The organism is Microvirga ossetica, assembly GCF_002741015.1.
Classification (GTDB): Bacteria; Pseudomonadota; Alphaproteobacteria; order Rhizobiales; family Beijerinckiaceae; genus Microvirga; species Microvirga ossetica.
The window spans coordinates 2,563,289-2,585,568 of the sequence record NZ_CP016616.1; the positions used below are offsets into that span (position 1 = coordinate 2,563,289).

General features: G+C 66.3%; 23 protein-coding genes. 9 read left to right on the forward strand and 14 right to left on the reverse strand.

Annotated features, from left to right (window positions below; translation table 11 throughout):
- Positions 1-50: 50 nt before the first annotated feature.
- Both BB934_RS12000 and BB934_RS12005 read right to left on the reverse strand, forming a co-directional pair.
- Positions 51-845, reverse strand: a complete 795-nt coding sequence (locus tag BB934_RS12000; RefSeq protein ID WP_237050255.1) for an ABC transporter ATP-binding protein — start codon at positions 843-845, stop codon at positions 51-53.
- On the reverse strand, positions 842-1,846 hold the full coding sequence (locus BB934_RS12005) for a FecCD family ABC transporter permease (RefSeq protein WP_099509840.1): 1,005 nt from the start codon (positions 1,844-1,846) through the stop codon (positions 842-844). The genes BB934_RS12000 and BB934_RS12005 overlap by 4 nt, the downstream gene beginning before the upstream one ends.
- Positions 1,847-2,168: 322 nt before the next feature.
- Here BB934_RS12005 and BB934_RS12010 point away from each other — a divergent pair, with 322 nt between their 5' ends.
- The 3 genes from BB934_RS12010 (at position 2,169) to BB934_RS12020 (ending at position 5,323) form a co-directional block, all read left to right on the forward strand.
- Entirely contained in the window at positions 2,169-3,323 is a 1,155-nt protein-coding gene (locus BB934_RS12010; RefSeq protein WP_099509841.1) for an aminotransferase, read from the forward strand.
- A 100-nt stretch (positions 3,324-3,423) separates the two neighbouring features.
- Positions 3,424-4,509, forward strand: coding sequence for a polyamine ABC transporter substrate-binding protein (locus tag BB934_RS12015; protein WP_099509842.1), 1,086 nt, complete (start codon positions 3,424-3,426; stop codon positions 4,507-4,509).
- A 91-nt stretch (positions 4,510-4,600) separates the two neighbouring features.
- Entirely contained in the window at positions 4,601-5,323 is a 723-nt protein-coding gene (locus tag BB934_RS12020; RefSeq protein WP_099509843.1) for an SIMPL domain-containing protein, read from the forward strand.
- 8 nt (positions 5,324-5,331) lie between these two features.
- Here the strand turns inward: BB934_RS12020 and BB934_RS12025 are convergent, their stop codons facing one another.
- The 8 genes from BB934_RS12025 to BB934_RS12060 all read right to left on the reverse strand — a co-directional run bounded on the left by BB934_RS12025 (position 5,332) and on the right by BB934_RS12060 (position 13,157).
- Positions 5,332-7,320: a methyl-accepting chemotaxis protein gene (locus tag BB934_RS12025; protein ID WP_099509844.1), complete on the reverse strand. Its 1,989-nt coding sequence runs from the start codon at positions 7,318-7,320 to the stop codon at positions 5,332-5,334.
- Between the two features lie 84 nt (positions 7,321-7,404).
- Positions 7,405-7,863 (reverse strand): PTS IIA-like nitrogen regulatory protein PtsN, encoded by a 459-nt coding sequence (ptsN, locus tag BB934_RS12030; RefSeq protein WP_099509845.1) that lies wholly within the window; start codon positions 7,861-7,863, stop codon positions 7,405-7,407.
- Between the two features lie 83 nt (positions 7,864-7,946).
- Positions 7,947-8,513: a ribosome hibernation-promoting factor, HPF/YfiA family gene (gene hpf / locus BB934_RS12035; RefSeq protein ID WP_099509846.1), complete on the reverse strand. Its 567-nt coding sequence runs from the start codon at positions 8,511-8,513 to the stop codon at positions 7,947-7,949.
- Between the two features lie 115 nt (positions 8,514-8,628).
- Positions 8,629-10,053, reverse strand: a complete 1,425-nt coding sequence (gene rpoN, locus BB934_RS12040; RefSeq protein WP_099509847.1) for an RNA polymerase factor sigma-54 — start codon at positions 10,051-10,053, stop codon at positions 8,629-8,631.
- Between the two features lie 111 nt (positions 10,054-10,164).
- Positions 10,165-11,028: an LPS export ABC transporter ATP-binding protein gene (lptB, locus tag BB934_RS12045; RefSeq protein ID WP_099509848.1), complete on the reverse strand. Its 864-nt coding sequence runs from the start codon at positions 11,026-11,028 to the stop codon at positions 10,165-10,167.
- A 28-nt stretch (positions 11,029-11,056) separates the two neighbouring features.
- Positions 11,057-11,701, reverse strand: coding sequence for an LptA/OstA family protein (locus BB934_RS12050; protein WP_099509849.1), 645 nt, complete (start codon positions 11,699-11,701; stop codon positions 11,057-11,059).
- Positions 11,698-12,492, reverse strand: coding sequence for an LPS export ABC transporter periplasmic protein LptC (gene lptC / locus BB934_RS12055; RefSeq protein WP_099509850.1), 795 nt, complete (start codon positions 12,490-12,492; stop codon positions 11,698-11,700). The genes BB934_RS12050 and lptC overlap by 4 nt, the downstream gene beginning before the upstream one ends.
- A 50-nt stretch (positions 12,493-12,542) precedes the next feature.
- Positions 12,543-13,157, reverse strand: coding sequence for a ribonuclease D (locus tag BB934_RS12060; RefSeq protein WP_099509851.1), 615 nt, complete (start codon positions 13,155-13,157; stop codon positions 12,543-12,545).
- Between the two features lie 375 nt (positions 13,158-13,532).
- Between BB934_RS12060 and BB934_RS12065 the strand changes: the two genes are divergently transcribed.
- Positions 13,533-14,084, forward strand: a complete 552-nt coding sequence (locus tag BB934_RS12065) for a sigma-70 family RNA polymerase sigma factor (RefSeq protein WP_099509852.1) — start codon at positions 13,533-13,535, stop codon at positions 14,082-14,084.
- A 91-nt stretch (positions 14,085-14,175) separates the two neighbouring features.
- The gene (locus tag BB934_RS47025; protein WP_157934141.1) at positions 14,176-14,340 is read left to right on the forward strand and encodes a hypothetical protein; all 165 of its coding nucleotides are present in this window, start codon (positions 14,176-14,178) and stop codon (positions 14,338-14,340) included.
- Here the strand turns inward: BB934_RS47025 and BB934_RS12070 are convergent.
- On the reverse strand, positions 14,337-15,335 hold the full coding sequence (locus BB934_RS12070) for a YihY/virulence factor BrkB family protein (RefSeq protein ID WP_157934142.1): 999 nt from the start codon (positions 15,333-15,335) through the stop codon (positions 14,337-14,339). The genes BB934_RS47025 and BB934_RS12070 overlap by 4 nt on opposite strands.
- A 136-nt stretch (positions 15,336-15,471) precedes the next feature.
- Here BB934_RS12070 and BB934_RS12075 point away from each other — a divergent pair, with 136 nt between their 5' ends.
- Positions 15,472-17,223 (forward strand): adenylate/guanylate cyclase domain-containing protein, encoded by a 1,752-nt coding sequence (locus BB934_RS12075; RefSeq protein WP_099509854.1) that lies wholly within the window; start codon positions 15,472-15,474, stop codon positions 17,221-17,223.
- A 9-nt stretch (positions 17,224-17,232) separates the two neighbouring features.
- On the opposite strand, the gene BB934_RS12080 is transcribed toward BB934_RS12075, so the two are convergent.
- Genes BB934_RS12080 through hmuQ form a run of 3 tightly spaced genes read right to left on the reverse strand, consistent with a single transcriptional unit; the run spans position 17,233 to position 18,866 of the window.
- On the reverse strand, positions 17,233-17,988 hold the full coding sequence (locus BB934_RS12080) for a HugZ family pyridoxamine 5'-phosphate oxidase (RefSeq protein ID WP_099509855.1): 756 nt from the start codon (positions 17,986-17,988) through the stop codon (positions 17,233-17,235).
- 25 nt (positions 17,989-18,013) lie between these two features.
- A complete protein-coding gene (hutX, locus tag BB934_RS12085; protein ID WP_099509856.1) occupies positions 18,014-18,520 on the reverse strand; it encodes a heme utilization cystosolic carrier protein HutX in 507 nt (168 codons plus the stop codon).
- A 7-nt stretch (positions 18,521-18,527) separates the two neighbouring features.
- Positions 18,528-18,866, reverse strand: coding sequence for a heme-degrading protein HmuQ (gene hmuQ, locus BB934_RS12090; RefSeq protein WP_099509857.1), 339 nt, complete (start codon positions 18,864-18,866; stop codon positions 18,528-18,530).
- A 270-nt stretch (positions 18,867-19,136) separates the two neighbouring features.
- Between hmuQ and BB934_RS12095 the strand changes: the two genes are divergently transcribed.
- Genes BB934_RS12095 through BB934_RS12105 form a run of 3 tightly spaced genes read left to right on the forward strand, consistent with a single transcriptional unit; the run spans position 19,137 to position 21,966 of the window.
- Entirely contained in the window at positions 19,137-20,075 is a 939-nt protein-coding gene (locus BB934_RS12095; RefSeq protein WP_237050256.1) for a heme/hemin ABC transporter substrate-binding protein, read from the forward strand.
- Positions 20,072-21,151, forward strand: coding sequence for a FecCD family ABC transporter permease (locus tag BB934_RS12100; RefSeq protein WP_099509859.1), 1,080 nt, complete (start codon positions 20,072-20,074; stop codon positions 21,149-21,151). The genes BB934_RS12095 and BB934_RS12100 overlap by 4 nt, the downstream gene beginning before the upstream one ends.
- Positions 21,148-21,966 carry a heme ABC transporter ATP-binding protein gene (locus tag BB934_RS12105; protein ID WP_099509860.1) on the forward strand — a complete coding sequence of 273 codons (819 nt, stop codon included), beginning with the start codon at positions 21,148-21,150 and terminating at the stop codon, positions 21,964-21,966. Before BB934_RS12100 ends, BB934_RS12105 begins: the two co-directional genes overlap by 4 nt.
- Positions 21,967-22,280: the final 314 nt, after the last annotated feature.

Here is a 22,280-nt window from a genome sequence, read left to right on the forward strand (position 1 = left end):
CTTTGTCAATGTAACGCTATGACTTCATCGCTGCCCGTAGCGCATCCCTGTCAGGCTTCCGGCAGCGGGCTCTCCGCGACGATCACGAGGCCTCCCACCTCGCGCAGGATCCGCGTGCCGATCCCGAAGATGGCCGCAAGACGCGGCCCCGTCATGACGCTCTCCGGCGGTCCGAAGGCCTCGATTTTTCCTTGGCCGAGCAGGACGATGTCGTCGGCGAAGCGGGCGGCGAGCGTCAGGTCGTGCATGATGGCAACCACCGTGGCGCCGGCCCGGGCCCGGGCCTTCAGCAGGTCGAGCACGACGAGCTGATGGCGTGGATCGAGGGCAGCGACGGGTTCGTCGACGAGGAGCACCGGCGCCTGCGTCGCGAGAGCGCGGGCCAGCAGCACCCGGGCGCGCTCGCCGCCGGAAAGGGCCGTCGCCGGCCGCTGCGCGAAATCCTGCAGCCCGACGGAATGCAAGGCGCCCGCGACGGCGTCCCGGCCGCTCGGAGGAAGGGAATCCGGCCTCTCCCCATGCGGCAGGCGGCCGAGGGCCACCACGCTTTCGACCGGCAGCGGCCAGGCGATGCTGCCGCCCTGGGGCAGATAGGCGATGACCTGCGCCCGCACGGAGGGCCGCATCAGCGCGAGGGACGTGCCGTTTAGGGTCACCGCGCCTGCCGCTGGCACGATCAGCCCGGCAAGCGCCCGCAGCAGGGTCGTCTTGCCGGCGCCGTTGGGGCCGAGCAGCACCGTGATGCGTCCGGGTTCGAGGGCGAGATCGAGGGCGGCGAGGGCGCGGCTGTCCCTGAAATCCACCGACAGGGCGCGGGCTTCCAGGCGGATCCCGTCCTGCATCATGCGGGCGTCTCCACCAGCTCGGCCTTGCGGCGGGCGATCACCCACAGGAAGAACGGGACGCCGAGCAGGGCCGTCAGCACGCCGACCTTCACCTCCGCCTGCGACGGAATGAGCCGCACCGCGATGTCGGCCGCGAGCAGCAATGCCGCTCCGGCGAGACCTGCCGGCATGAGGGTTCGGGCCGGGTCGTAGCCGACGAAGGGGCGCACGAGATGGGGCGCCACGAGGCCGACGAAGCCGATGGACCCGACCACCGCCACCGATGCGCCGGTGCCGATGGCGGCGCCGGCGACGATGAGCGCTCTGAGTCGCGACACATGGATGCCGAGGCTTCGCGCCGTGTCCTCGCCGAGCGCCAGGGCGCGCAGGCCAGGTGCCGCCGAGAGGATCAGGAGCGAGGCCAGGAGGATGAAGGGGAGCGCGAGCAGCACATGCATCATGGAGCGGTCCTCGAAGGAACCGAGCAGCCAGAAGACGATCTCCGTCACCGCGAAAGGATTGGGCGAGAGGCTGATGGCGAGCGACGTGCCCGCTCCCGCGAGGCTTCCGACCGCGAGCCCGGCCAGCACGAGCCCGACGATGGTGGCGCTGCGCCCCGCCACCGCCACCACGAGGGCGACGGAAAGGAGCGCGCCGGCGATGGCAGCGAAGGGCAGGGCCCAGGACAGGGTGCCGACGAGGCCGGAATAGATCACGAGCACGGCCCCGAAGGCCGCCGCCTGCGGCGCGCCGAAGACGGCCGTGTCGGCGAGCGGATTGCGCAGCAGGCCTTGCAACCCCGCGCCCGAGAGGCCGAACACCCCGCCGATCATGAGAGCCAGAAGCGTGCGCGGCAGGCGGATTTCCCGCACCACGATGCTCGCCGCCCCCCGATCCGACGCGAGCGCCTTGAGCGCCTCCGTCACCCCGATCGGCGCCGGGCCGATGACGAGGGAGGCCAGGCTCAAGATCCCGATGAGGGCGATGAGGCCGGGGATGAGGGGCGACCGGGCGAAAGACATGCGAGGGACATGGTGGCGGTTTCGTTGCTTCGTCCGGATAGAGCACGAAATGCGTCGATGACAAAGTCGTCCCTCATCGTGTCATCCCGGACGGCAGAGCCGATCCGGGATCGTCTTCAGAATGAGGCACTGGCAACCCTCTCCCCTCACAAGGAGGGAGGGAAACAGCGCTCCATCCTGCACGCGATCCCGGATCTTCGCTACGCTTCGTCCGGGATGACGAAAGAGACAACAATGCCGGTTCGATCTTCCCCCGCTCCATGATACGAAGCACGCCAGCGCCCCAGGCAACAACCCGAACAACAACCATTGAGAGAGCGGCATGAACCGTCTGTTCGCCAACCTGCCCACCACGATCTTCGAAGTGATGTCGAGCCTGGCCCGGGAGACCGGCGCGATCAATCTCGGCCAGGGCTTCCCGGACGATCCCGGCCCCGAGGACGTGCGGCGGGCGGCGGCGGAGGCGGTGCTCAACGGCTACAACCAATATCCCTCGATGATGGGGATCCCGGAGCTGCGCACGGCCATCGCCGCTCATTACAAGCACTGGCAGGGCGTCGACCTCGATGCGACCACGGAGGTGATGGTGACCTCGGGCGCGACGGAAGCACTCGCCGGCGCGATCCTCGGCATCGTCGAGCCCGGCGACGAGGTCGTGCTGTTCGAGCCCATGTACGACGCCTACCTGCCCCTGGTGAGGCTCGCCGGCGGCGTGCCGAAATTCGTCACCCTGCAGCCGCCGCATTTCCGGCTGACCGAGGAGGCGCTCGCCAAGGCCTTCTCGCCCAAGACCAAGGCGGTCGTGTTCAACAACCCGCTCAACCCGACGGCGACGGTGTTCTCGGACGAGGACCTGGACCTCCTCGCCCGGTTCTGCCGCAAGTTCGACGCCATCGCGATCTCGGACGAGGTCTGGGAGCATGTGGTCTTCGACGGCCGGCGCCACCGGACGATCCTGGCGCTCGAGGGCATGCGCGAGCGCTCGGTGAAGATCGGCTCGGCGGGAAAGATCTTCAGCCTCACGGGCTGGAAGGTCGGCCTTGTCTGCGCTGCGCCCGCCATCATGAAGGTGCTGGCGAAGTCGCACCAGTTCCTCGCCTTCACGACGGCGCCGAACCTGCAGGTCGCGGTGGCCTACGGGCTTGGCAAGGATGACGGCTATTTCGAGGACATGCGCCAAAACTTCGCCCGCAGCCGCGACCGCTTCACGGCGGGGCTGAACACGCTGGGCTTCGACGTGATCCCGAGCCAGGGCACCTATTTCGTCAACATCGACATCTCAGCCCTGGGCGAGACCGACGACGTCGCCTTCTGCCGTCGCCTCGTCACGGAGCACGGCGTCGCGGCGATCCCGGTTTCGGCCTTCTATGCGGAAGGCGCGGTGAAGAACGTGGTGCGCTTCTGCTTTGCCAAGAAGGATTCCACCCTCGATAGCGGGCTGGAGCGGTTGGCGCAGGCGATCAAGCGGGCCGCCTAAAATATGAGTGGCCTGCCAACAACTTGGACATTGTTTCTTTGCTCAGAATTTCCTAGCCTGCCCCCGTTGTCACTCTATCCGCAGGAGTTTAAGCCCCAAAATGTTCCGTCTTCTCGCTTCGGTTGCTTTAGGCCTTGGCCTTATCACCGCCGCCACCGCCCAGGAGCGTGTGGTCAACGTCTATAACTGGTCCGACTATGTGGATCCGAAGGCGCTGGACGAGTTCACGAAACAGACCGGCATCAAGGTCGTCTACGACACCTACGACAACAACGAGATCGTCGAGACCAAGCTTCTGGCAGGCAAGTCGGGCTACGACATCGTGGTGCCGTCCGGCCCCTTCGTGCAGCGTCTGATCGGCGCCAAGGTATTCCAGAAGCTCGACAAGGCGAAGCTGCCGAACCTCGCCAATCAATGGCCCGAGGTGACGCAGCGTCTGGCCGTGTTCGACCAGGGCAACCAATATGCCGTGAACTACATGTGGGGCACGACCGGCATCGGCCTCAACACGAAGAAGGTCAAGGACATCCTCGGCGACGTGCCGCTCAACACCTGGGATCTTGTGTTGAAGCCGGAGATCGCCTCCAAGCTGAAGGCCTGCGGCATCTACATGCTGGATTCACCTGAAGATCTCTTCCCCGGCGTGCTGGCCTATCTCGGCCTCAACCCGGATTCGACGCGCGTAGAGGATCTGAACAGGGCGGGTGATGCCCTGTTCCGCATCCGCGGCAACATCCAGAAGTTCCACTCCTCCGAATACATCAACGCGCTTGCCAACGGCGACATCTGCGTGGCGGTGGGCTATTCGGGCGACATGATCCAGGCCAAGAACCGCGCCGAGGAAGCCAAGAACAATGTCGAGGTCGGCTATGTCATCCCGCGCGAGGGCGCGCTGATGTGGTTCGACAGCTTCGTCGTTCCGGCGGATGCCAAGAACGTGGCCGAAGCGCACGAGTTCATCAACTTCATGCTGCGTCCCGAGATCGCCGCCATGAACACGAACTACGTGTCCTACGCCTCCGGCAACCTCGCTGCAAAGCAGCATATCGACAAGGACATCCTCGACAATCCCGGCATCTATCCGGACGAGGCCACCATGAAACGCCTCTTCACCAACACCGCCTATGACGAGCGCTCCCAGCGCACCGTCACCCGGCTCTGGACCAAGGTGAAGACCGGCCGTTAATCCGCCGCTCAGGTTCGGTCGCGCACATTCTGCGCACCCACGAAGCTCCGCCTTCTGGCGGAGCTTTTTGTTTGAAGAAGGACGTTTCTCCATGCGCCTTGCCGTTGCTGCCACCCTTGCAGCCCTGACCCTCGCTTCGCCGGCATCGGCCCAGCCCCTCCCGCCACGACCGCCGACGATCAGCGTCATGGGAACGGGCGAAGCGGAGCTGAAGCCGGATTTCGCCCGCGTCAACGTGACCGTGGCGACCCAGGGAGAGACCATTGCCCAGGCGACCGGCGCCAACAACACGGCAACCGAGCGGGTTCTCGCCCGGATCCAGAGCCTCGGCATCAAGCGCGAGGACATCCGCACCGCCAATTTCCAGGTCTTCCAGACCCCTCAACAAGTCGGGCCGGACGGCAAGGAGGTGAAGACGCCGAAGTTCTCGGCCCATCACCGGCTGCAGATCACCACCCGTGATCTCGACGGGGTCGGGCGTCTCGCCGGCGAGATCCTGGCGAGCGGCGACATGACCTTCCAGTCCGTCGCCTTCGGCCTCGACAAGCAGGAGGAGGGCGGCGACAAGGCGCGCGAGGCAGCCGTCCGCGATGCCCGCCGTCAGGCCGAGGTCTATGCAACGGCGGCTGGAGTCGGTTTGGGCCGTCTCATCGAAATCCGCGACGGCTCGGCCCAGCCCTTCGAGCCGCAGCCGGACATGCGCATGTCCATGGCGATGGCCAAGGGCGCCGAATCGGTCCCGATCGTGCCGCCGGCGACGATCCGCTACACCGCCAATGTCCAGCTCGTCTGGGAGATGGCGCCGAAGCCCTAAGCCGTCCCCTATGCTGCTCTGACGCTGTTCAGGAACTGGCCGATCTCGGCGCCGAGGCGCCCGGCCTGCTGCTCGAGAGCCACGGACAGGTCCGCCACGTTGCGCGCCGCTTCGAGGGACTGGACGGCGACCCCCTGCGTCGTCTGGATGGCGGAGGTGCCGGCCTGCGCTTCCGTCGAGACCTGAGCGACCGAATGGGCGATCTCGGACACCGCGGCCGTCTGCTGTCCGACGGTTCCGGCCACAGTAGAGACGACCCCCGCCAGATCCTCGACCGAGGCCTGGACGGTGCCGAGCGCCACCAGGGTCTCGCGGGAGGCCGCCTGCACGGCCTCGATCTGACGGGCGATCTCCTCCGTCGCCTTGGCGGTCTGGCCGGCCAGGTCCTTCACTTCATTGGCCACGACCGCAAAGCCCTTGCCGGCTTCGCCCGCGCGCGCCGCCTCGATGGTGGCGTTGAGCGCGAGCAGGTTGGTCTGCGCCGCGATGGAGCGGATGAGGCCAGCCACCTCGCCGATCTGGGAGGTCGCTGCCGACAGGGTCGACATGCTGCCGGAGGCGCCGCGCGCCTCGGCGACGGCGCGCTCTGAGGCTTTCGCAGAGGCGCTCGTCTGGGTGGCGACCTCGGCGAGCGAGGCATCGAGCTCCTCGGCTGCGCTCGCCACCGCCGACATGTTCTGCGCGGTGCGGGTCGAGGCCTGTCCCGCTATCTGCGCCTGCTCCGTTACGTGATGGGCCGAGCCCTCGAGCTGCCCGGAGGCCTTGGCGAGATCGCCGGTGACCTCCCGGACTTCGGCGAGGATCTGCTCGACGGAGGCGTCGAAGGCGGCGATCGCATGGGAAATCGCATGGGCGCGCTCGGCATCGACGGCCGCCATGCCTTCGCGCTCCTGCGTCAGCCGCTCGCGTTCGCGGGCATTGTCGCGGAAGATGAGAACCGTGCGCGCCATGGCGCCGATCTCGTCGGTCGCTCCGGTCGAGGGGATCTCGCTCGCCGCATCGCCGTCGGCGAGCCGTCGCATGGCCTGCTGGAGACGGGTCAGCGGCAGGGAGATCGAGCGGCCGACAACGAAATTGAGGACAAGGCCGAGCAGCAGCGTGGCGCCCATCGCCCAGAGGATCAGGGAGAAGGTGCGGTTCTGCGAGGCGGTGAGCTGCTCCTCTGTCTTGTGCGCCTCGGCGCGCACCTTGGTCAGCAGCTGGTCGAGAGCCGGCACGAGCAGGTCGAACTGCCCCATCAGCTTCTCGCCCTGGCCGGAGACCTGATGCTCGAGCTCGCTCCAGGCGTGGAAGGCCTCCTGGAACGTGATGCTCGCTGATTCGATGGCCGACTTGTCCTTGGGATCGGCCGAGAGCTGGGCCAGGGCTCGCGTGAACCGCCCCTGTTCGACCTCGAAGGCGCCCAGAATGCTCTCCTCGAGCAGGATGCGGGCGCGGGCCTCCTGGTTGAACATGCCGAGCATGGAGGCCCAGAGGCGCCAGGCAATGGTCTCCCCGCTGCCAGTGAGAGGCCGCACCAGCTTTTCCAGATTGGCCTCCGCCTTGAGGAGGCGGCCTTGGGCCCCCTCGTCGGGCTTGCTGCCGACGGCGACATAAAGCTTGTTGAGGGCATTGCCCTGAGTGATGAGGGCGGAGGCGTGCTGCTTCAGCGCCGCGATCTCGGGTTCGATCAGGTCGGCACCGGAGGCCGAACCCATCTCGTCGAGCTGGGCGGCCAGAGCCTTGTGCCGGTCGATGAAGGCCTGGCCGTGATGGCCGAGGCGGCTTGACGTCCATTCGCCGGCCGTGACTTTCAGGGCATCGGCACGGCCGCGGAACTGGTTCGCCTGCTCGGCGAGGGCCGAATAGGTCTGCTGCGCCGAAAGAGCCCGGTCCACCTCGTGGCGGCCGGTCTGGAACACCGCGCCGATGACCGCGAAGCCGAGCACCATCACGCCGCTCAACGTGGCGACGCGCAGCCGAACCGACGGCCGCCTCAACCGAGCCAAAGACCCCATGCCCCGAATCCCCCTTTAGGACTTTGCGGCAAGATTGGGGCGGACCGGTTAAGGAGGGCTTTACGCTAGGTTAGAATTCGAGGCTCAGGCAGCCTTCGGCAGCTCGGTCATGATCGCGTAGAGGGCGTTGGCGTCCCGCGTCGCCCGCACGCGCTCGATGAGCCCCGGCTCGCGCAGGACGCGGGCGACCCGCGCCAGGGCCTTCAGGTGATCGGCTCCGGCGCCCTCGGGGGCCAGGAGCAGGAAGAGCACATCCACCGGCTGGGCGTCGAGGGCCTCGAAATCGACCGGCTTCTCGAGCCGTGCGACGAGGCCGAAGATCCGGGTCAGGCCGGGCAGCTTGCCGTGGGGAATGGCAATGCCCTCGCCGATCCCCGTCGAACCGAGGCGCTCGCGCTGCAGGAGCGCCTCGTAGATGGCGGTATCGGTGATACCCGTAATACGGGCCGCATGGGAGGCCAGTTCCTGAAGAGCCTGCTTCTTGCCGTTGACGCGCAAAGCGGGCAGGACGGCTTGAGGGTCTAGAAAATCCAGCAAGGGCATCGATCACGCTGCAATATGATGTGAAGCCTGGAAGGCCTCTCACCGTTCCACGCAAGAACCGGGCCAAGAAGGGGTAAACCCCGTCAAGGCTGTGCGAGCGGCGGATCGACCCATCCGATCGCCCCGTCGCCGCGGCGATATACGACGTTCACGCGTCCGGTGCTAGCGTGGATGAACACAAGAGCGGGTACTCCGGTCATATCGAGCTGCATCACGGCGTCGCTGACCGAGAACGCGTGCAGCGGCTTCGTGGTTTCTGCAATCACCATCGGATGGTAGCCCTCCTCCACGATCGCCTCGTCGTCGGGGGCCGCCAGGACGGAGTAGGAGGCCTCCACGCGACTGCCGGGCGGGCCGGAGCGACCTTTCAGGCGCTGCTTGTAGCGGCGCAGGCGGTTTTCGATTCGGCCCGCCGTCTGGTCGAAGCTGGCATAGGCATCCTGGGCGGCGCCGGAGGCTTCCAGGGTCATGCCGGAGGTCAGGTGGAGCACGCATTCGGTGCGGAAGCCGGCTCCGTCGCGGGTGACGGTCACGTGGCCCGAATAGCCGCCGTCGAAATATTTCGACAGCGCTCCCGCCATCCGTGCCTGAACCTGAGACCTGAGAGCTTCGCCGATATCGAGATTCTTCCCCGACACCCTCAATGTCATCGTGTTCTCCTCCCCTGCGCCGTCGCTTGGTTGCGATCGTCGATGGGCGGCGCTTGAGACCGATGATGATCCGAATGAAAGCCAATGCAAGTCTTGAAATACCGAGCCGAGCCGGTCAGGCTTTGGCCTGGTGAACCCTGCGCCGGTCGGACGATGACGGGATCCGCATCGCCTCCCGGTACTTGGCGACGGTGCGCCGGGCGACCCGGATGCCCGCCGCTTTCAATTTCTGGGCAATTGCCTCATCCGAGAGCACCGCTTTCGGGCTCTCCGCCTCGATCAGCTGCCTGATTCGGTGCCTCACCGCCTTCGCGGAATGCTCGCCTTCTCCCGTGGCGGCGCTGAAGAAGAACCGCATCGGATGCGTGCCGCGCTCGGTGCCGAGGGCCTTGTTCGCTGCGACGCGCGAGATCGTGGACTCGTGCATCCCGATCGCTTCCGCCACGCTTCTGAGGGTCATCGGACGCAGGCCGGAGACGCCCTCCCGAAAGAAGTCCTCCTGCTGGCGGACGATCTCCGCTGCCACCCTCAAGATCGTCCTGGCGCGCTGGTCGAGGCTGCGGGTAAGCCAGCTCGCGGTCTGCAGGCAATCGGACAGAAAGCTCTTGTCCTCGTCCTTGCGCACGACCTTCGCCACTTCCGTATAATAGGACCGGTTGAGCAGGATCCTGGGCAGGGTGTCCGGGTTCAGCTCGACCGCGAAGCCGCCGTCGGCGGCCGACCGGACCAGCACATCCGCCACGAGCACATGGATGGATGCCGGCGTGAAGGCAAGGCCGGGCTTGGGCTCCAAACTGCGAAGCTCGGACAGCATGTCGGCGAGATCCTCGCGATCCACGCCGCAGACTTTCTGCAGGGCCGCGAAATCCTGCCGTGCCACGAGATGGAGATGGGCGAGAAGGGCCTGCATGGCAGGATCGAGCCGATCACGTTCCTTGAGCTGGATCGCGAGGCATTCGGCGAGGTTGCGTGCGCCGATTCCGGACGGCTCGAAGGTCTGGATCAGGCCGAGCGCAGCTTCGATCTCCGCCGGCGCGACCTGGAGGCGGGCCGCGATCTCCGCCAGGTCCTCGGTGAGATATCCGGCCTCGTCGAGATTGTGGATCAGGTGCTCGCCGATGCTGCGGAGCCGGGGATCGCCAGTAGCGAGATCGAGCTGTGCCTCCAGATGGCCGGCAAGGCTCGTCGCCTGGGCGAGCATCGCCTCCATTTCCGGCTTGAGCTCGCTGTGGCCGGAGCCGGCCGGCTGCCCGGAAGAGGCCGGCACAGCCTCGCTGCGCGACGGAGGCGGGCCCGGCACCATCCGCGGACCTGCGGCTTCCGCCCGCTGCTTCGCGCGCAGGAAATCGGCAAGGCTCGGAACGGGGGCATCAGCCGGGGTTTCGCCCTCCTGCAGGAGCGGATTGCGCTCGAGCTCGGCCTCCACATAGGCGGCAAGCTCCGCATGTGAAAGCTGCAGCAGCTTGATCGATTGCACGAGCTGGGGAGTCATCGTCAGGGACTGGCCCTGGCGCAGCTCCAGCCGTTGCATCGCACCCATGAACCCACCTCGGATAGATTAGGCATGCTTTTTGCATGCCTCGGTATTTCTACCGTGCTCCCTCCACTGACGTCAAAAGGGCAATAATCCTAACCCGGGGCCTGCGATGCGCTAAAGCCGGAAGTCCTCGCCGAGATAGAGGCGGCGCACCTCCTCGTTCGACACGATGGCCTCCGGCGCGCCTTCGGTGAGCACGCGGCCGGAATGGATGATGTAGGCGCGGTCGATGAGGCCCAGCGTCTCGCGGACATTGTGATCCGTGATGAGCACGCCGATGCCGCGGCGGGTCAGGTGACGGACGAGGTTCTGGATGTCGCCGACCGCGATGGGATCGATGCCGGCGAAGGGCTCGTCGAGCAGCATGAAGGTCGGCTCGCCTGCGAGCGCCCGGGCGATCTCGCAGCGCCGCCGCTCGCCGCCCGAGAGCGCGATGGAGGGCGCCTTGCGCAGGCGGGTGATGTTGAATTCGTCGAGCAGCGCGTCGAGTTTGCGCTCGCGCTCCTTGCGGCTCGGCTCGACGATCTCGAGCACCGCGCGGATATTGTCCTCGACATTGAGGCCGCGGAAGATCGAGGCCTCCTGCGGCAGATAGCCGATGCCGAGCCGCGCGCGGCGATACATGGGCAGGCCGGTCACGTCGTGACCGTCGAGGCTGATGATGCCGCGATCCGCGCCGACGAGGCCGGTGATCATATAGAAGATGGTGGTTTTGCCGGCGCCGTTGGGGCCGAGCAGGCCCACGGCCTCGCCCGCGCGCACGTTCAGGCCGGCATCCTGCACCACGGTGCGGCCGCGATAGCTCTTCTGCAGGCCTTTGACCGCCAGGATGCCGGGGCCGCCGAAGACGGCCTCGCTCTCGCCGCGGGAGACGACGTGCGGAGCCGTCCCGGCCGGGCGGGCGTCGAGAAGGCTCACATGGGAGGAACCGGGTTGAGAACGGTTGAAAAGCGGTTTCACAGGCTGATCGCTGTCCATGGAATGATCGAGCGGGAAGAGCCCCGTCCTAGTTCGTCGCCGGCTTCTGCTGCGGCTTGGGCTTGGCGGTGCCTGCCCCCGGCGCGGCGTTTCCGGCACCGGTCGGGGCAGGCCCGCCATTGCCGGGCACGAACAGCGCCCGCACGCGTCCGCCGGGTGTGGTCTCGATATTGGCGACGCCGGTATTGATGTCGTAGAGCACCCGCTCGCCCTTGGTCACGTTCGGGCCGTCGCTCAAGGTGGCGTTGCCGACGAGCATGATCTTGTTCGAGCCGCGGTCGAAGGTGGCGTTCTCGCCGGTCGCGACCTGCGTGCGCGAGACGATGGTGACCGGCCCCTTGCAGTCGATCTTCTTGATGGCGCTGTCGTCGGCAGCCTGTGTCGAAGGTGCGGCCTGGCCGCCATTCTGGTCACGCTGCTCGTAGAACACGGTCATGATCGTGCACTTCATCGTGCTCTCGCCCTGAACCGCGACCACGTCGCCGGTAAAGACCGCGCGGCCTTCCTTGTCGAACACGTCGAGCTTGTTGGCGTCGATCTTGATCGGCTCCTTGCTGGAGCCGAAATTGCCGAAGCCGACGGCGCGCTCCTTGCTTGCCTGAGCGAAGGCTGCTCCTGCAGGAAGGCAGGAGAGGAGCGCGATGGCGAGGGCAGCGCGTGAGAAAGTCATCATGGACGGATACTTGTCTGTTGGGGCGCGGGGGCCGGGGACTTCGCCGTGGAGCTCGTGCCGGCTGCGTCTGGGGCGGAGGAGGAAGGCTCGATGACGGTGCGGACGCGGCCCTTGAAACTCATGACCTTGCCGTTATCCTCGACGGTCAGCCCTTCCGCATCGATGGTGCCGTTGCCGAAGGAAACGGAGACGGGCTGGTTGGAGACGACCGAACCGGCCTTGAAGCGCACGAAGGCCGAGCGGAGCTTGACCTCGTAGCCAGAATCCGTGGTGACCACGATGTCATCACGCAGCCGCATCTGCTCTCTCTTGGTGTCGAGAACGCCGCTCGCCGCCTTGAGCCGGGCGACGCCGCCGCGCTCGTCGGTCACGATGCGCGCCTTGAGGTTCTTCAGATTCACGAGATCGGGCCGGCGCACATCCTGCGTGGCCTCGCTGGCGGTCACCTCGTAGGGGCGGTTGTCGTTCTTGAAGCCGGTCAGCTTCGGGCTTTCCATGGTGACGTTGGTCCCGCTCACCCCGATGGAGCCGAAGCTCAGGTTCTCGATCTTCCGGAACGGATCGTAATAGGCGACCACGCCGACACCGGCCATGCCCATCAGGGCGCCGAGGGGGATGGCCACCTTGGCGAATCGCACCCAGCGGGAGTGGCGGCGGGCCTTCCGGAAGGCGCGCGACCGTTCGGCCGGCCTCAAGGCCGGGCTCTCACGCATGGCGATGCCCTGGATTCCCGTCACTTCGTGCAACCCCTTCCGCCTGACCATCGGCACGGCGCCATGCCGGAGTGTCATGGCGATGTTATGACGGATATGGGTTTTATGCGGGAAAGTTTAAGTGCGCGTCAAGAATGGGCAAAAATATCGGTGTCCTCCCAGCCGAGCAGATCGAGCTGGGCCCGGGTCGGTAGGAAGCCGAAGCATTGATGCGCAATGCCGAGCCTGTTCTCGCGCTCCAGCATCCGGTCGAGCTTGTCCTTGAGCGCGTGCAGATGGAGCACGTCCGAGGCGGCATAGTCGAGCTGGGCCGGCGTGAGCGTGTCTGCGCCCCAATCGGAGGATTGCTGCTGCTTGGACAATTCGATGCCGAGCTGCTCGCGCACCAGATCCTTCAGGCCATGCCGGTCGGTATAGGTGCGCACGAGCCTTGAGGCGACCTTGGTGCAGTAGACCGGGCGCGGCATGATTCCGAAGGTGTGGAACAGAACCGCGAGATCGAAGCGGGCATAGTGGAAGATCTTGAGCACGCTCTCGTCGGAGAGGACGCGGATCAGGTTCGCCGGCAGCGGCCCGTCCTTCAGGATCTGCACCACGTCGGCCGTGCCGTCCCCAGTCGAGATCTGCACCACGCAGAGCCTGTCCCGGTGGGGATTGAGGCCGAGCGTCTCCGTATCGATGGCGATCGCGGGACCGGGCCTGTAGGTCGCGGGCAGATCGCCGCGATGGAAGCGTGCTGTCATGGCAAATCCGAAACTGCGCTGAGAATGGTCCTAGAGCATCGGACCCAAAAGTGGAATGCACTTTTCGAGAATCGAAAAGCCCGCGGCCAACGGGGCTTTTCGTTACTTGGTTGAAGCTGGACTTAAGTGACAACGGCCGTCAAAGCCCCGACGCTCCCCCTTTGTCACCGTTCGGATAGGGCCTGCCGACGTGCGGATCCTCCGGATTCTCCTCCAGGCACGCTCCAGAAGAGGAAATTTTTCTCTCCCCCCTCGCGATTCCGACCATGACTCCACGGTTCTTTTCATGGAATATGGCCAAGCTTCGCATAGGTTAATGCGCCTGGTCGCCGGGAGGCTTCTTCTTGCAAGCTCGAATCGCATGGGGTTGGCAGATTGACGGTCGAAAACTCCCTCAAGCAGCAGATGCTCAATTCGATTCCGCACCTGAGGGCCTTCGCCATCTCCCTCTCCGGCAGCGTCGACAGGGCCGACGATCTGGTTCAGACCACTCTTCTCAAGGGCCTGAGCAACCTCGACAAGTTCCAGCCCGGCACCAGCATGCAGGCCTGGCTCTTCACGATCCTGCGCAACGACTTTCTCACGCAGACCCGCCGGAGAAAGCGTGAAGTCGAAGATCCGGAAGGATCCTGGGCCGAAAAGGTCGCCGTGATGCCGGACCAGGGCGCACATCTCGATTTCACCGACATGATGAAGGCCCTGAGCAAGCTTCCCGTCGACCAGCGTGAGGCGCTCCTGCTCGTCGGCGCCGAGGGCCTGTCCTACGAGGATGCGGCGCGCATCTGCGGCACGAATATCGGCACCATCAAGAGTCGCATCAACCGGGCCCGCAACCGCCTCACCGAACTGCTGAAATTCGATGCCAGCGACGATCTCGGCCCCGATCGTCTCATCAAGGCCGCGCTCCTGATGCACTCCACGCCCTGATCGCCGCACGATGCCCGCCGGCCGAAACGGCTGGCCATAGGGTTCGTCACGGCCTACGATCGGCCCCACATCGACCGAGGATTGATAGGCCATGCTCCGCATCTTCTCCCTTGTCGTCCTGACAGCCTTTACCGTTCCATCCTCTGCGGCGGAGACGCCCGCGGGCGAGACCGTCGTCGCCCAAGACAAGCAGGCTCCGCAGCAAACGCCGAGGCGGGATTGCGAGAGGAATCGCGACGAGGGCGTCGGCACCTAGGATTGCGGCGCGGGCGTTCCGCTGTCGGACAGGGCTGAACGGGCGCCCTTCTCGCCTGTCTCGCTGCGCTGGCGCAGTGCGGCATTGACCTCGGCGCCGAAGATGAAGATCGCCGCTGAAATCTGCAGGAAGATGAGCGCCGTCAGAATGCCCGCGAGACCGGCATAGGTGGATTTCAGGTGGGTCATGTTGGCCAGGAACTCGCCATAGAGGCTCGCGCCGGCGAGCCACAGGACGAGGGTTGCCGCGATGCCGGGCACCACGTCCCATGAGCGGGGCCGGGAATCGGGCAGCCAGAGATGCGCCGCGACGAGGCCGAGCACCAGCACGACGGATGCGAGAGCGTAGCGGACCACGTCGTAGGTGAGGCCCAGGCTGCGGAGATCGGGCATCGAGTTCACGGTCGCCCGCCAGATCGACGGCCACAGCACCACGAGCACCGACGATGCGACGAGGGCGCCCGCGCCGATGAGGATGAAAGCCACGCCGATGAGCCGCGCCTGCCACCAGGGCCGGAAGCGCTGCACGCCATAGGCGCGGCACAGGGCGACCCGGAGGCTCTCGACCCCGTTGGTGGCAACGAGAAGGGTCAGCACGATGCTGATCGTCAGCACGTTCCGGCGTGGGATCAGAACCTTGTCGGCCTCCCGCGCCAGGGGGCCGGCCACGCCCTCGGGCCAGAAGTCGAAGAGCAGATGGACGATATGGGTCGAGATGCGCCCTGCTCCGAGGAAGGCCGCGAGCGCCGCGACGCAGATTAGAAAGGGAAACAGCGCGATCACCAGCGAGAGCGCCACATGGCTCGCCATGGCCAGGCCGTCGTTGCGCGCAAAGCTCCGGCCGGCATGGGCGACGGCCGCAAGGACGGATCGGGCGCGGAGAAGGAAGGGAGCGAAGCGCATCGTCGGTCCGGCGGGAGGGATCGGCAGATCGAGCGAGGTGGACGATCCTGCGCGATCCGACCTCTTGATGCGATCCGCAGCACGCGATGACAAGGCCCAATATGTCTCACACCGGGACGGGCGCTTCCCGGTGTAAAACCTCACGGACCACTTCCCTTGCGTCACACTTGTCTGGACTACCCTTCCGAGAGGCCGCAGAATGGACATCGGGCGGGGTGCCGGGAGCTGCATGAGCCCGCAGAGGAAGGTCGAGAGGCGGCTCGCCGCCATCTTCGCTGCCGACGTGGCAGGATACTCGCGGCTGATGGAGGCCGACGAGGCGGGGACCCTGCGCGCGCTCACGGCCCGTCGCGAGATCATGGACGCGCTCATCGACGAGCATGGCGGCCGGATCGCCAACACCGCGGGCGACAGCATCCTGGCCGAATTCCCGAGCGCGGTCGATGCGGTTCAATGCGCCGTCGACATCCAGGACCGGCTGGACCTGGAACCGGAGGGCCGAAACCTGAGGTTTCGCATCGGCGTGCACGTGGGCGACGTGGTCGTGCGGGAGGGCGACCTTCTCGGCGACGGCGTCAATGTCGCGGCGCGCCTGCAGGAGCTGGCCTATCCCGGATCCGTCTGCATGTCGGAGGTGGCCTATGCCTATGTGCGCAAGCTCCTGCCCCTCACGTTCAGCGATCTCGGGCTCCAGCGCGTGAAGAACATGGAGGAGCCGGTCAGGGCGTATGCGGTCAAGTCCGGCCATCATACATCGGCAGGTGCGGATCATGCCAAGACTCTGCCGCTGCCGGACAAGCCCTCGATCGCCGTGCTTCCCTTCACCAACCTGAGCGGCGACCCGGAGCAGGAATATTTCGCCGACGGCCTGGTCGAGGACATCATCACGGGCCTGAGCCGGGTGCGGTCGTTCTTCGTGATCGCCCGCAACTCGTCCTTCACCTACAAGGGCCGCGCCGTCGATGTCCGGCAGATCTCCCGCGAGCTCGGCGTTCACTACGTGCTGGAGGGCAGCATCCGGAAGGTGGGATCTCGCGTGCGTATCGTCGGCCAGCTCATCGACGGCATGACCGGGCATCATGTCTGGGCCGAGCGCTTCGACGGCGACATGAGCGACATCTTCGAATTACAGGACCGGGTGACGGAAAGCGTCGTCGGCGCGGTCGAGCCGAGCATCCGGTTCGAGGAGATCCGGCTCGCGCACAACAAGCCGACGATCTCCGTCACGGCCTACGATCTCTACCTGCGCGCTCTGCCCGGCTTCTACAGGATGACCCAGGATGGCTTCGCCGATGCCCGCAAGCTCACGAACGAGGCCTTGAGCGTCGATCCCGGCTTCACCCTCGCCAAGGCGCTCGGCGCCTATATCCGCAGCATCTCGGTGAGCCAGTGCTGGCACGAGCCCGACGACATCCGCGTCGCGATCCGGATGGCGCGCGAGGTGATGGCGGAAGCGCGCGACGACCCGACCAGCCTGCGCTTCGCCGCCCAGGTGCTCGCCTACAGCGCGAAGGACTACGAGACGGCGCTCAGCGCCATCGAGCGCTCGCTCTTCCTCAACCCGAACTCGGCCCAGAGCTATACCAGCAGCGGATGGGTCAACACCCATGCCAGCCGCCCGCTCATCGCCATCGACCATTTCCACAAGGCGATGCGGTTAAGCCCGGTCGATCCGGAGAAGGGCATCGCGCTGTCCGGCATCGGCATGAGCTACCTCATGCTCGAGCAGTTCGAGGATGCGCTCAAATGGGGCGAGACGGCTTTGCGCGAAATGCCCGGCTACGGTTCGTCCTATCGGGTCGTGATCGGTGCCCTCGTGGGGCTCGGGCGTCTGGACGAGGCCAAGGTCGCGGCGGACCGGCTGATGGAGGCTTTCCCGACCTACACGCTGACCCTGCAGCGGCAGATCAATCCCTGGCGCGACCAAGCCTTCGGGCAGCGCTATCTCGATGCGCTCCAGATCGCCGGTATTCCCGAATAGGCGCGTAGGTCACGACTGCCTGCTGCGGGCCTCGTTGGCGAGGCGGATGAGCATCGGGCGCACCTCGTGCGGGCCGGAGAGCGTCTTCGGGAAGGCAAGCCGCAGGATCTCGTCGCCGAGCGCCATCTGGATCCCTTCCGGATCGATGCCGATCATGTGCCAGGCGCCTTCGCGCGCCCCGCAGAGCTGCGTCGCATAAAGCGCGATCGCGTCGGCGTGATCGCTGTTCATGTGCTCCACAGCTCCCGCCTCGAAATCGTAGAAGTCGAAGAAGCCGGAGACATCGGCGAGCAGATCCTCCGCCGCCATGCGATAGGCCTTGCCGAAGCCGCCGTTGAGGCTGCCGGACAGAACCTTGAGGCGCCAGAAGGCGAAGTCCGGAAAGTCGACGTAAAGCTCGGCCTTCGGATGCTGCAGCAGATAGCGGCGGCGGATATCAGCCGCCTCGTCGCTCTCACGCTCGAGGCGCTCAGCCCGCGCCACGAGGGTCAGGCGCGGATGCGCCAGCGGGTCGCCCTTGCCGATGGAGGAGAGCAGCAGCGAGCAGCGCGGATCGGCTTCCAGCAGGCGTGTGTGAGCGGAAAGCTGCGAGGTGAGAATGACCGGAGAGCCGTCGAGATCCGTTCCCACCTGAACGAGGCTCGCGAACGGCGTGCCGCTCTCGGCATCGTTGGTGGCGAGCGCGCCCGAGCGCGCGGTGCGCATCAGCTTTTTTGCCAGCGCACGGGCCTCGTCGTCGACGGGCAGGACCGGATCCTTTGCCATGTCGCCTCTCCGCTTCGCCGCTCAGTTACTCGGTGTCGCGGTATCGCGCGCGCAACGCCTCGAACCGGGCGACCTGATCCGCCTTGAGAGTATGGTCCTTGTTGTAGCCGACGTAAATCTTGAACATCGCGCCGCCCTCCTCGTTGACGAAGTGCAGGGAGCAGGAGCGGGTGCCGAAATAGGGCCGGTCGACGAAATAGATGAACCGGCAGCGATCCATCCGGAAATGCCCGCCGATGGGGCTGTCGCCGTGGACGTTGAAATAGCCGTGGCCGAACTCGCCCGGCACGATCGTGCCTTCGCTCTCGAAGAACCCGTCCTGGGTATGCACGACGAAGGTGAGCTCGCCCCAGCCGGTGAGGTCGCTCCAGATAGCCTCGAAAAGCGCGCCCGGAACGCGCGATGTCGTCCCCTGCGGCAGGCGATCGAGCACGGTCTGGAAGGGAACGTCGCGCGTTTCGGCAATCGTCTCCAGGACGCCGTCGGGACTGGCGGCGAGATCCTGTTGGACGAGGTCTTCTGCACTCTGCATCACGATGCTACTCCGCGGCCGTCGCGTGGCGGCCGATGGTCTGGATGACCTCGAAGCCCTCGAACTCGGGATGGCCGAGGGTCAGCGGCTTGTTGGATCCAGTATTGGACCGGCTGTGCGAGGCGCGGAACTGCTCCGAGCGCGTCCAGGCCTCGAAATGCGCCCGCGAGGCCCAAACCGTGTGCGAGGAATAGAGCACGTGGTCCTCGCGCTCGGGACCGCGCAGCATGTGGAATTCGACGAAGCCGTCGAGCTCGTGCAGGCGGCTCTCCCGGGAGAGCCAGAGCTGCTCGAAATCCTGCGTGGCGTCTTTAAGAACCTTGAAGCGGTTCATGGCGATGAACATGGCGCTCTCCTTTTGCCGAGCCGGCCTCGATGCAGCCGGGCGCGCCAAAAGCCCATCCTGCATGTCTTCCGATTCGTTCACGATGATGGTGGCGACAGCCTGGCATCGCCCTCCCTCCCGATACGGGAGGGTTTACACGCGATAGCCAAATCAAGTAACTGCGTCAATATTGGCTCTGATGGATGTAGTTTTGGAGAGTTCTAAACTACGAATTCATAGTCATGATGCGTCAATTCTAATTTAGAACAAGTAAAAACTAGAGATTTCCGTGTGAAACCAGCTCTCGTTGCCGGGTGCAGCGACGAGCGATCCGATCCCGTTCACGTCTCAGGCCCAACCATGACCATGCTGTCGCGTCGCACCCTGCTTCTCGCATCGCCTCTCCTGTTCTGCGCATCGCATCTGCGCGCCGATCCGTCCCACCGGATCGTCAGCATCGGCGGAGCCGTGACCGAGATCCTCTATCGCCTGGGGCGGCAGGACGAGATCGTCGGCGTGGATTCAACGAGCCTCTTTCCGGAAGAGGCGCTGAAGACGAAGAAGAATGTCGGCTACGTCCGCCAGCTCGGCGCCGAGGGCGTGCTGTCCCTCAACCCGACGCTCGTCATCGCCTCGGAGGGTGCAGGCCCCCCCGATTCCCTGCGCCTGATCGAGCAGGCGGGCGTGTCGATCGTCCGCGTCACGGACGAACCGAGCGCGGCCGGAATCGCGAAGCGGGTCGAGACCGTCGCCAAGGCCGTGGACGCTCCGGACAGGGGCGCCGCGCTCGTGGCCGAGATCGAGAAGGGATTTAAGCAATTGGCCGAGGCGAAGGCGCGGGTGACGCGGCCGGCCAAGGCCCTCTTCGTGCTCTCGCTGCAGAACGGGCGCCCGCTCGTCGGCGGCCAGGGCACCACAGCGGATGCCATGCTCGCGCTCGCCGGCGCCACCAATGTCGCCTCTTCCCTCACCGGCTGGAAGCCCCTGTCCGACGAGGGACTGATCGCGGCGGCGCCCGACGCCATCGTGATGATGAATCACGGCCCCGGCGGCGCGGCGTCCGATCCCTTCGCCTATCCCGCTTTCGCCGCGACGCCGGCCGCGGCGCAGCGGCGCGTGATCGTCATGGATTCGCTCTACCTGCTCGGCTTCGGCCCGCGCACACCCGATGCGGCGCGCGACCTGATGGCGTCGCTTCATGCCGATCAGGTCGTCGCAGTCAAGCCATGACCGTCCTCGCCCTGGACAGGGACGACCTGCGCGCCGCCATCCGCGACCGCAGGATGCTTTTGCTGCTCGCGCTCGCGGGTCTGCTCGTCCTGGTCAGCCTTGTCGGGTTGGGCCTCGGCGCGACTGGCGTTCCGCCGTCGCGCGTCCTCGCCGTCCTTGCGGACGCGCTCACCGGCCGCGCCGTGTCCGGCGGCGATGCGCTCATCGTCCTGCAGGTGCGTCTGCCGCGGCTGCTGCTCGGACTTCTCATCGGCGCCGCGCTCGCCTCCACGGGCGCGCTGATGCAGGGACTGTTCCGCAACCCGCTCGCCGATCCCGGCCTCGTCGGCGTCTCGGCCGGCGCAGCGCTAGCGGCCGCCGCAACGATCGTGCTCGGCGACAGGCTGCTCGCGCCGCTCATCGGCCCGCTGCCCTTCGGCGCGCTGCCTGTCGGCGCCTTTGCCGGCGGCCTGCTGACGACGCTCGCGCTCTATGTCGTCGCCACCCGCAGCGGGCGCACCTCGATTGCCACCATGCTTCTGGCAGGTGTCGCCTTCGGCGCGCTCGCGGGCGCGGTCATGGGTCTGTTCTCGTATCTCAGCGACGACCGGCAATTGCGCGACCTGTCGTTCTGGTCCCTCGGTTCCTTGAGTGGTGCCACCTGGACGAAGGTGATGGCCGTGACGCCCTTCATCCTGCCGACGTTGCTAGCGATGCCATTCCTGGCGCGCGGCCTGAACGCCCTGTCGCTCGGCGAGGCGGAAGCCTTTCATCTCGGCGTGCCGGTGCAGCGGGTGAAGGCCGTCACGATCCTGCTCGTCGCGGTGGCGGTCGGCGCCTCGGTCGCCGCTGCCGGCATGATCGGCTTCGTCGGGATCGTCGTGCCGCATGTGCTGCGCCTGATCGCAGGTGCCGACCACAAGATGCTGCTGCCGGCTTCCGCCCTGCTCGGAGCGGCTTTGCTCGTCACCGCCGATACGGTGGCGCGCACGATCGCGGCGCCGGCGGAACTGCCCATCGGCATTCTCACCGCCGCCATCGGCGCGCCGTTCTTCCTCTGGCTCCTGCTGCGCCGCCAGGGCGGCGTGGTGCTATGAGCGCTCTTCTCGAAGCGAGCGGCATCTCGCACAGCAGCGGCGGGCGCCTGCTGATCGACCGCATCGATCTCGCCATCGGCGGCGGCACCTTCACCATCGTCCTCGGCCCGAACGGCGCCGGCAAATCCACGCTGCTGCGCATCCTTTCCGGCGAGCTTGCGCCGAGCCAGGGCGAGGTGCGGCTCGACGGCCGTCCGCTGCGCTCCATCGCGCCCTGGCGCCTCGCGCACAGCCGGGCGGTGATGCCGCAGGCTTCCGATCTCAGCCTCCCCTTCACGGTCTTCGAGGTCGCGAGCCTCGGCGTCGAGGGGATCGGCCGGGGCCTGTCGCGACGCGACCGCCAGCATCTTGCACAGGCAGCGCTGGAACAGGCAGACGTCGCCCATCTCGTCCACCGCAACTACCAGACTCTGTCGGGCGGCGAGCGCCAGCGGGTCCACTTCGCCCGGGTGCTGGCGCAATTGCAGGCCGGGCGGACGGTCGAGACGCGGCAAGTGCTGTTTCTCGACGAGCCCATCGCGAGCCTCGACCTGAAGCACCAGCTCGCCCTGCTCCAGACGGCGAAGAGCCTTGCAAGGGGCGGCCTTGCGGTCGTGGCCGTGCTGCACGACCTGCAGCTCGCCGCAGGGGTCGGTGACGATTTGGTCCTCATGAACGGGGGCCGCCTCGTCACGCGCGGAAAACCCGAGACGGTGCTCACGCCGGCGCGTCTCGCCGAAGTTTTTGGCGTGACTCTTGCCACCGCCGCTCTGCCGCCGAGCCCATGGACGCTGTCGACGACGGGACTGCCTTCTGCCGAGGCGGAAGCACCCTGAAAGTCTGGCGGAGAACCCGCCCCCGTCATCACCGTCCCCGAGCTTGATTCGGGGATCATCCGGGAGCCTGGGATCAAGCGCAGGATCAGTGCCGGAGCCTCGCCGTCATCCCCGGACTTGGTCCGAGATCCCCGTCTTGACAGCGCAGAGGGTCCTAAGACGTGGGTGGCCGGACCAAGTCCGGCCCTGAAGCGGAGATGTGTTGTTCAGTCGATGTCAAACAGCCAGCACCGTGGGGCCCGGAGCCGTTGGGCTCCGAGCCTTGTGGAGAGCGAGGGTGGCGCGAAGGGCGGCCCGGCTCGCTGATGCATGGT

Bases quoted from the DNA above. Each gene is read 5' to 3' on its own strand.
- BB934_RS12105 (WP_099509860.1), top strand. From the start codon at position 21,148: ATGAGCGCTCTTCTCGAAGCGAGCGGCATCTCGCACAGCAGCGGCGGG.
- BB934_RS12060 (WP_099509851.1), bottom strand. From the start codon at position 13,157: ATGACAGCACGCTTCCATCGCGGCGATCTGCCCGCGACCTACAGGCCC.
- BB934_RS12050 (WP_099509849.1), bottom strand. From the start codon at position 11,701: ATGATGACTTTCTCACGCGCTGCCCTCGCCATCGCGCTCCTCTCCTGC.
- BB934_RS12075 (WP_099509854.1), top strand. From the start codon at position 15,472: ATGAGCCCGCAGAGGAAGGTCGAGAGGCGGCTCGCCGCCATCTTCGCT.
- BB934_RS47025 (WP_157934141.1), top strand. From the start codon at position 14,176: ATGCTCCGCATCTTCTCCCTTGTCGTCCTGACAGCCTTTACCGTTCCA.
- BB934_RS12010 (WP_099509841.1), top strand. From the start codon at position 2,169: ATGAACCGTCTGTTCGCCAACCTGCCCACCACGATCTTCGAAGTGATG.
- BB934_RS12100 (WP_099509859.1), top strand. From the start codon at position 20,072: ATGACCGTCCTCGCCCTGGACAGGGACGACCTGCGCGCCGCCATCCGC.
- hpf (WP_099509846.1), bottom strand. From the start codon at position 8,513: ATGACATTGAGGGTGTCGGGGAAGAATCTCGATATCGGCGAAGCTCTC.
- rpoN (WP_099509847.1), bottom strand. From the start codon at position 10,053: ATGGGTGCGATGCAACGGCTGGAGCTGCGCCAGGGCCAGTCCCTGACG.
- BB934_RS12015 (WP_099509842.1), top strand. From the start codon at position 3,424: ATGTTCCGTCTTCTCGCTTCGGTTGCTTTAGGCCTTGGCCTTATCACC.
- lptC (WP_099509850.1), bottom strand. From the start codon at position 12,492: ATGACACTCCGGCATGGCGCCGTGCCGATGGTCAGGCGGAAGGGGTTG.
- hutX (WP_099509856.1), bottom strand. From the start codon at position 18,520: ATGCAGAGTGCAGAAGACCTCGTCCAACAGGATCTCGCCGCCAGTCCC.
- BB934_RS12025 (WP_099509844.1), bottom strand. From the start codon at position 7,320: ATGGGGTCTTTGGCTCGGTTGAGGCGGCCGTCGGTTCGGCTGCGCGTC.
- BB934_RS12000 (WP_237050255.1), bottom strand. From the start codon at position 845: ATGATGCAGGACGGGATCCGCCTGGAAGCCCGCGCCCTGTCGGTGGAT.
- lptB (WP_099509848.1), bottom strand. From the start codon at position 11,028: ATGGACAGCGATCAGCCTGTGAAACCGCTTTTCAACCGTTCTCAACCC.
- BB934_RS12005 (WP_099509840.1), bottom strand. From the start codon at position 1,846: ATGTCTTTCGCCCGGTCGCCCCTCATCCCCGGCCTCATCGCCCTCATC.
- BB934_RS12020 (WP_099509843.1), top strand. From the start codon at position 4,601: ATGCGCCTTGCCGTTGCTGCCACCCTTGCAGCCCTGACCCTCGCTTCG.
- ptsN (WP_099509845.1), bottom strand. From the start codon at position 7,863: ATGCCCTTGCTGGATTTTCTAGACCCTCAAGCCGTCCTGCCCGCTTTG.
- BB934_RS12080 (WP_099509855.1), bottom strand. From the start codon at position 17,988: ATGGCAAAGGATCCGGTCCTGCCCGTCGACGACGAGGCCCGTGCGCTG.
- hmuQ (WP_099509857.1), bottom strand. From the start codon at position 18,866: ATGTTCATCGCCATGAACCGCTTCAAGGTTCTTAAAGACGCCACGCAG.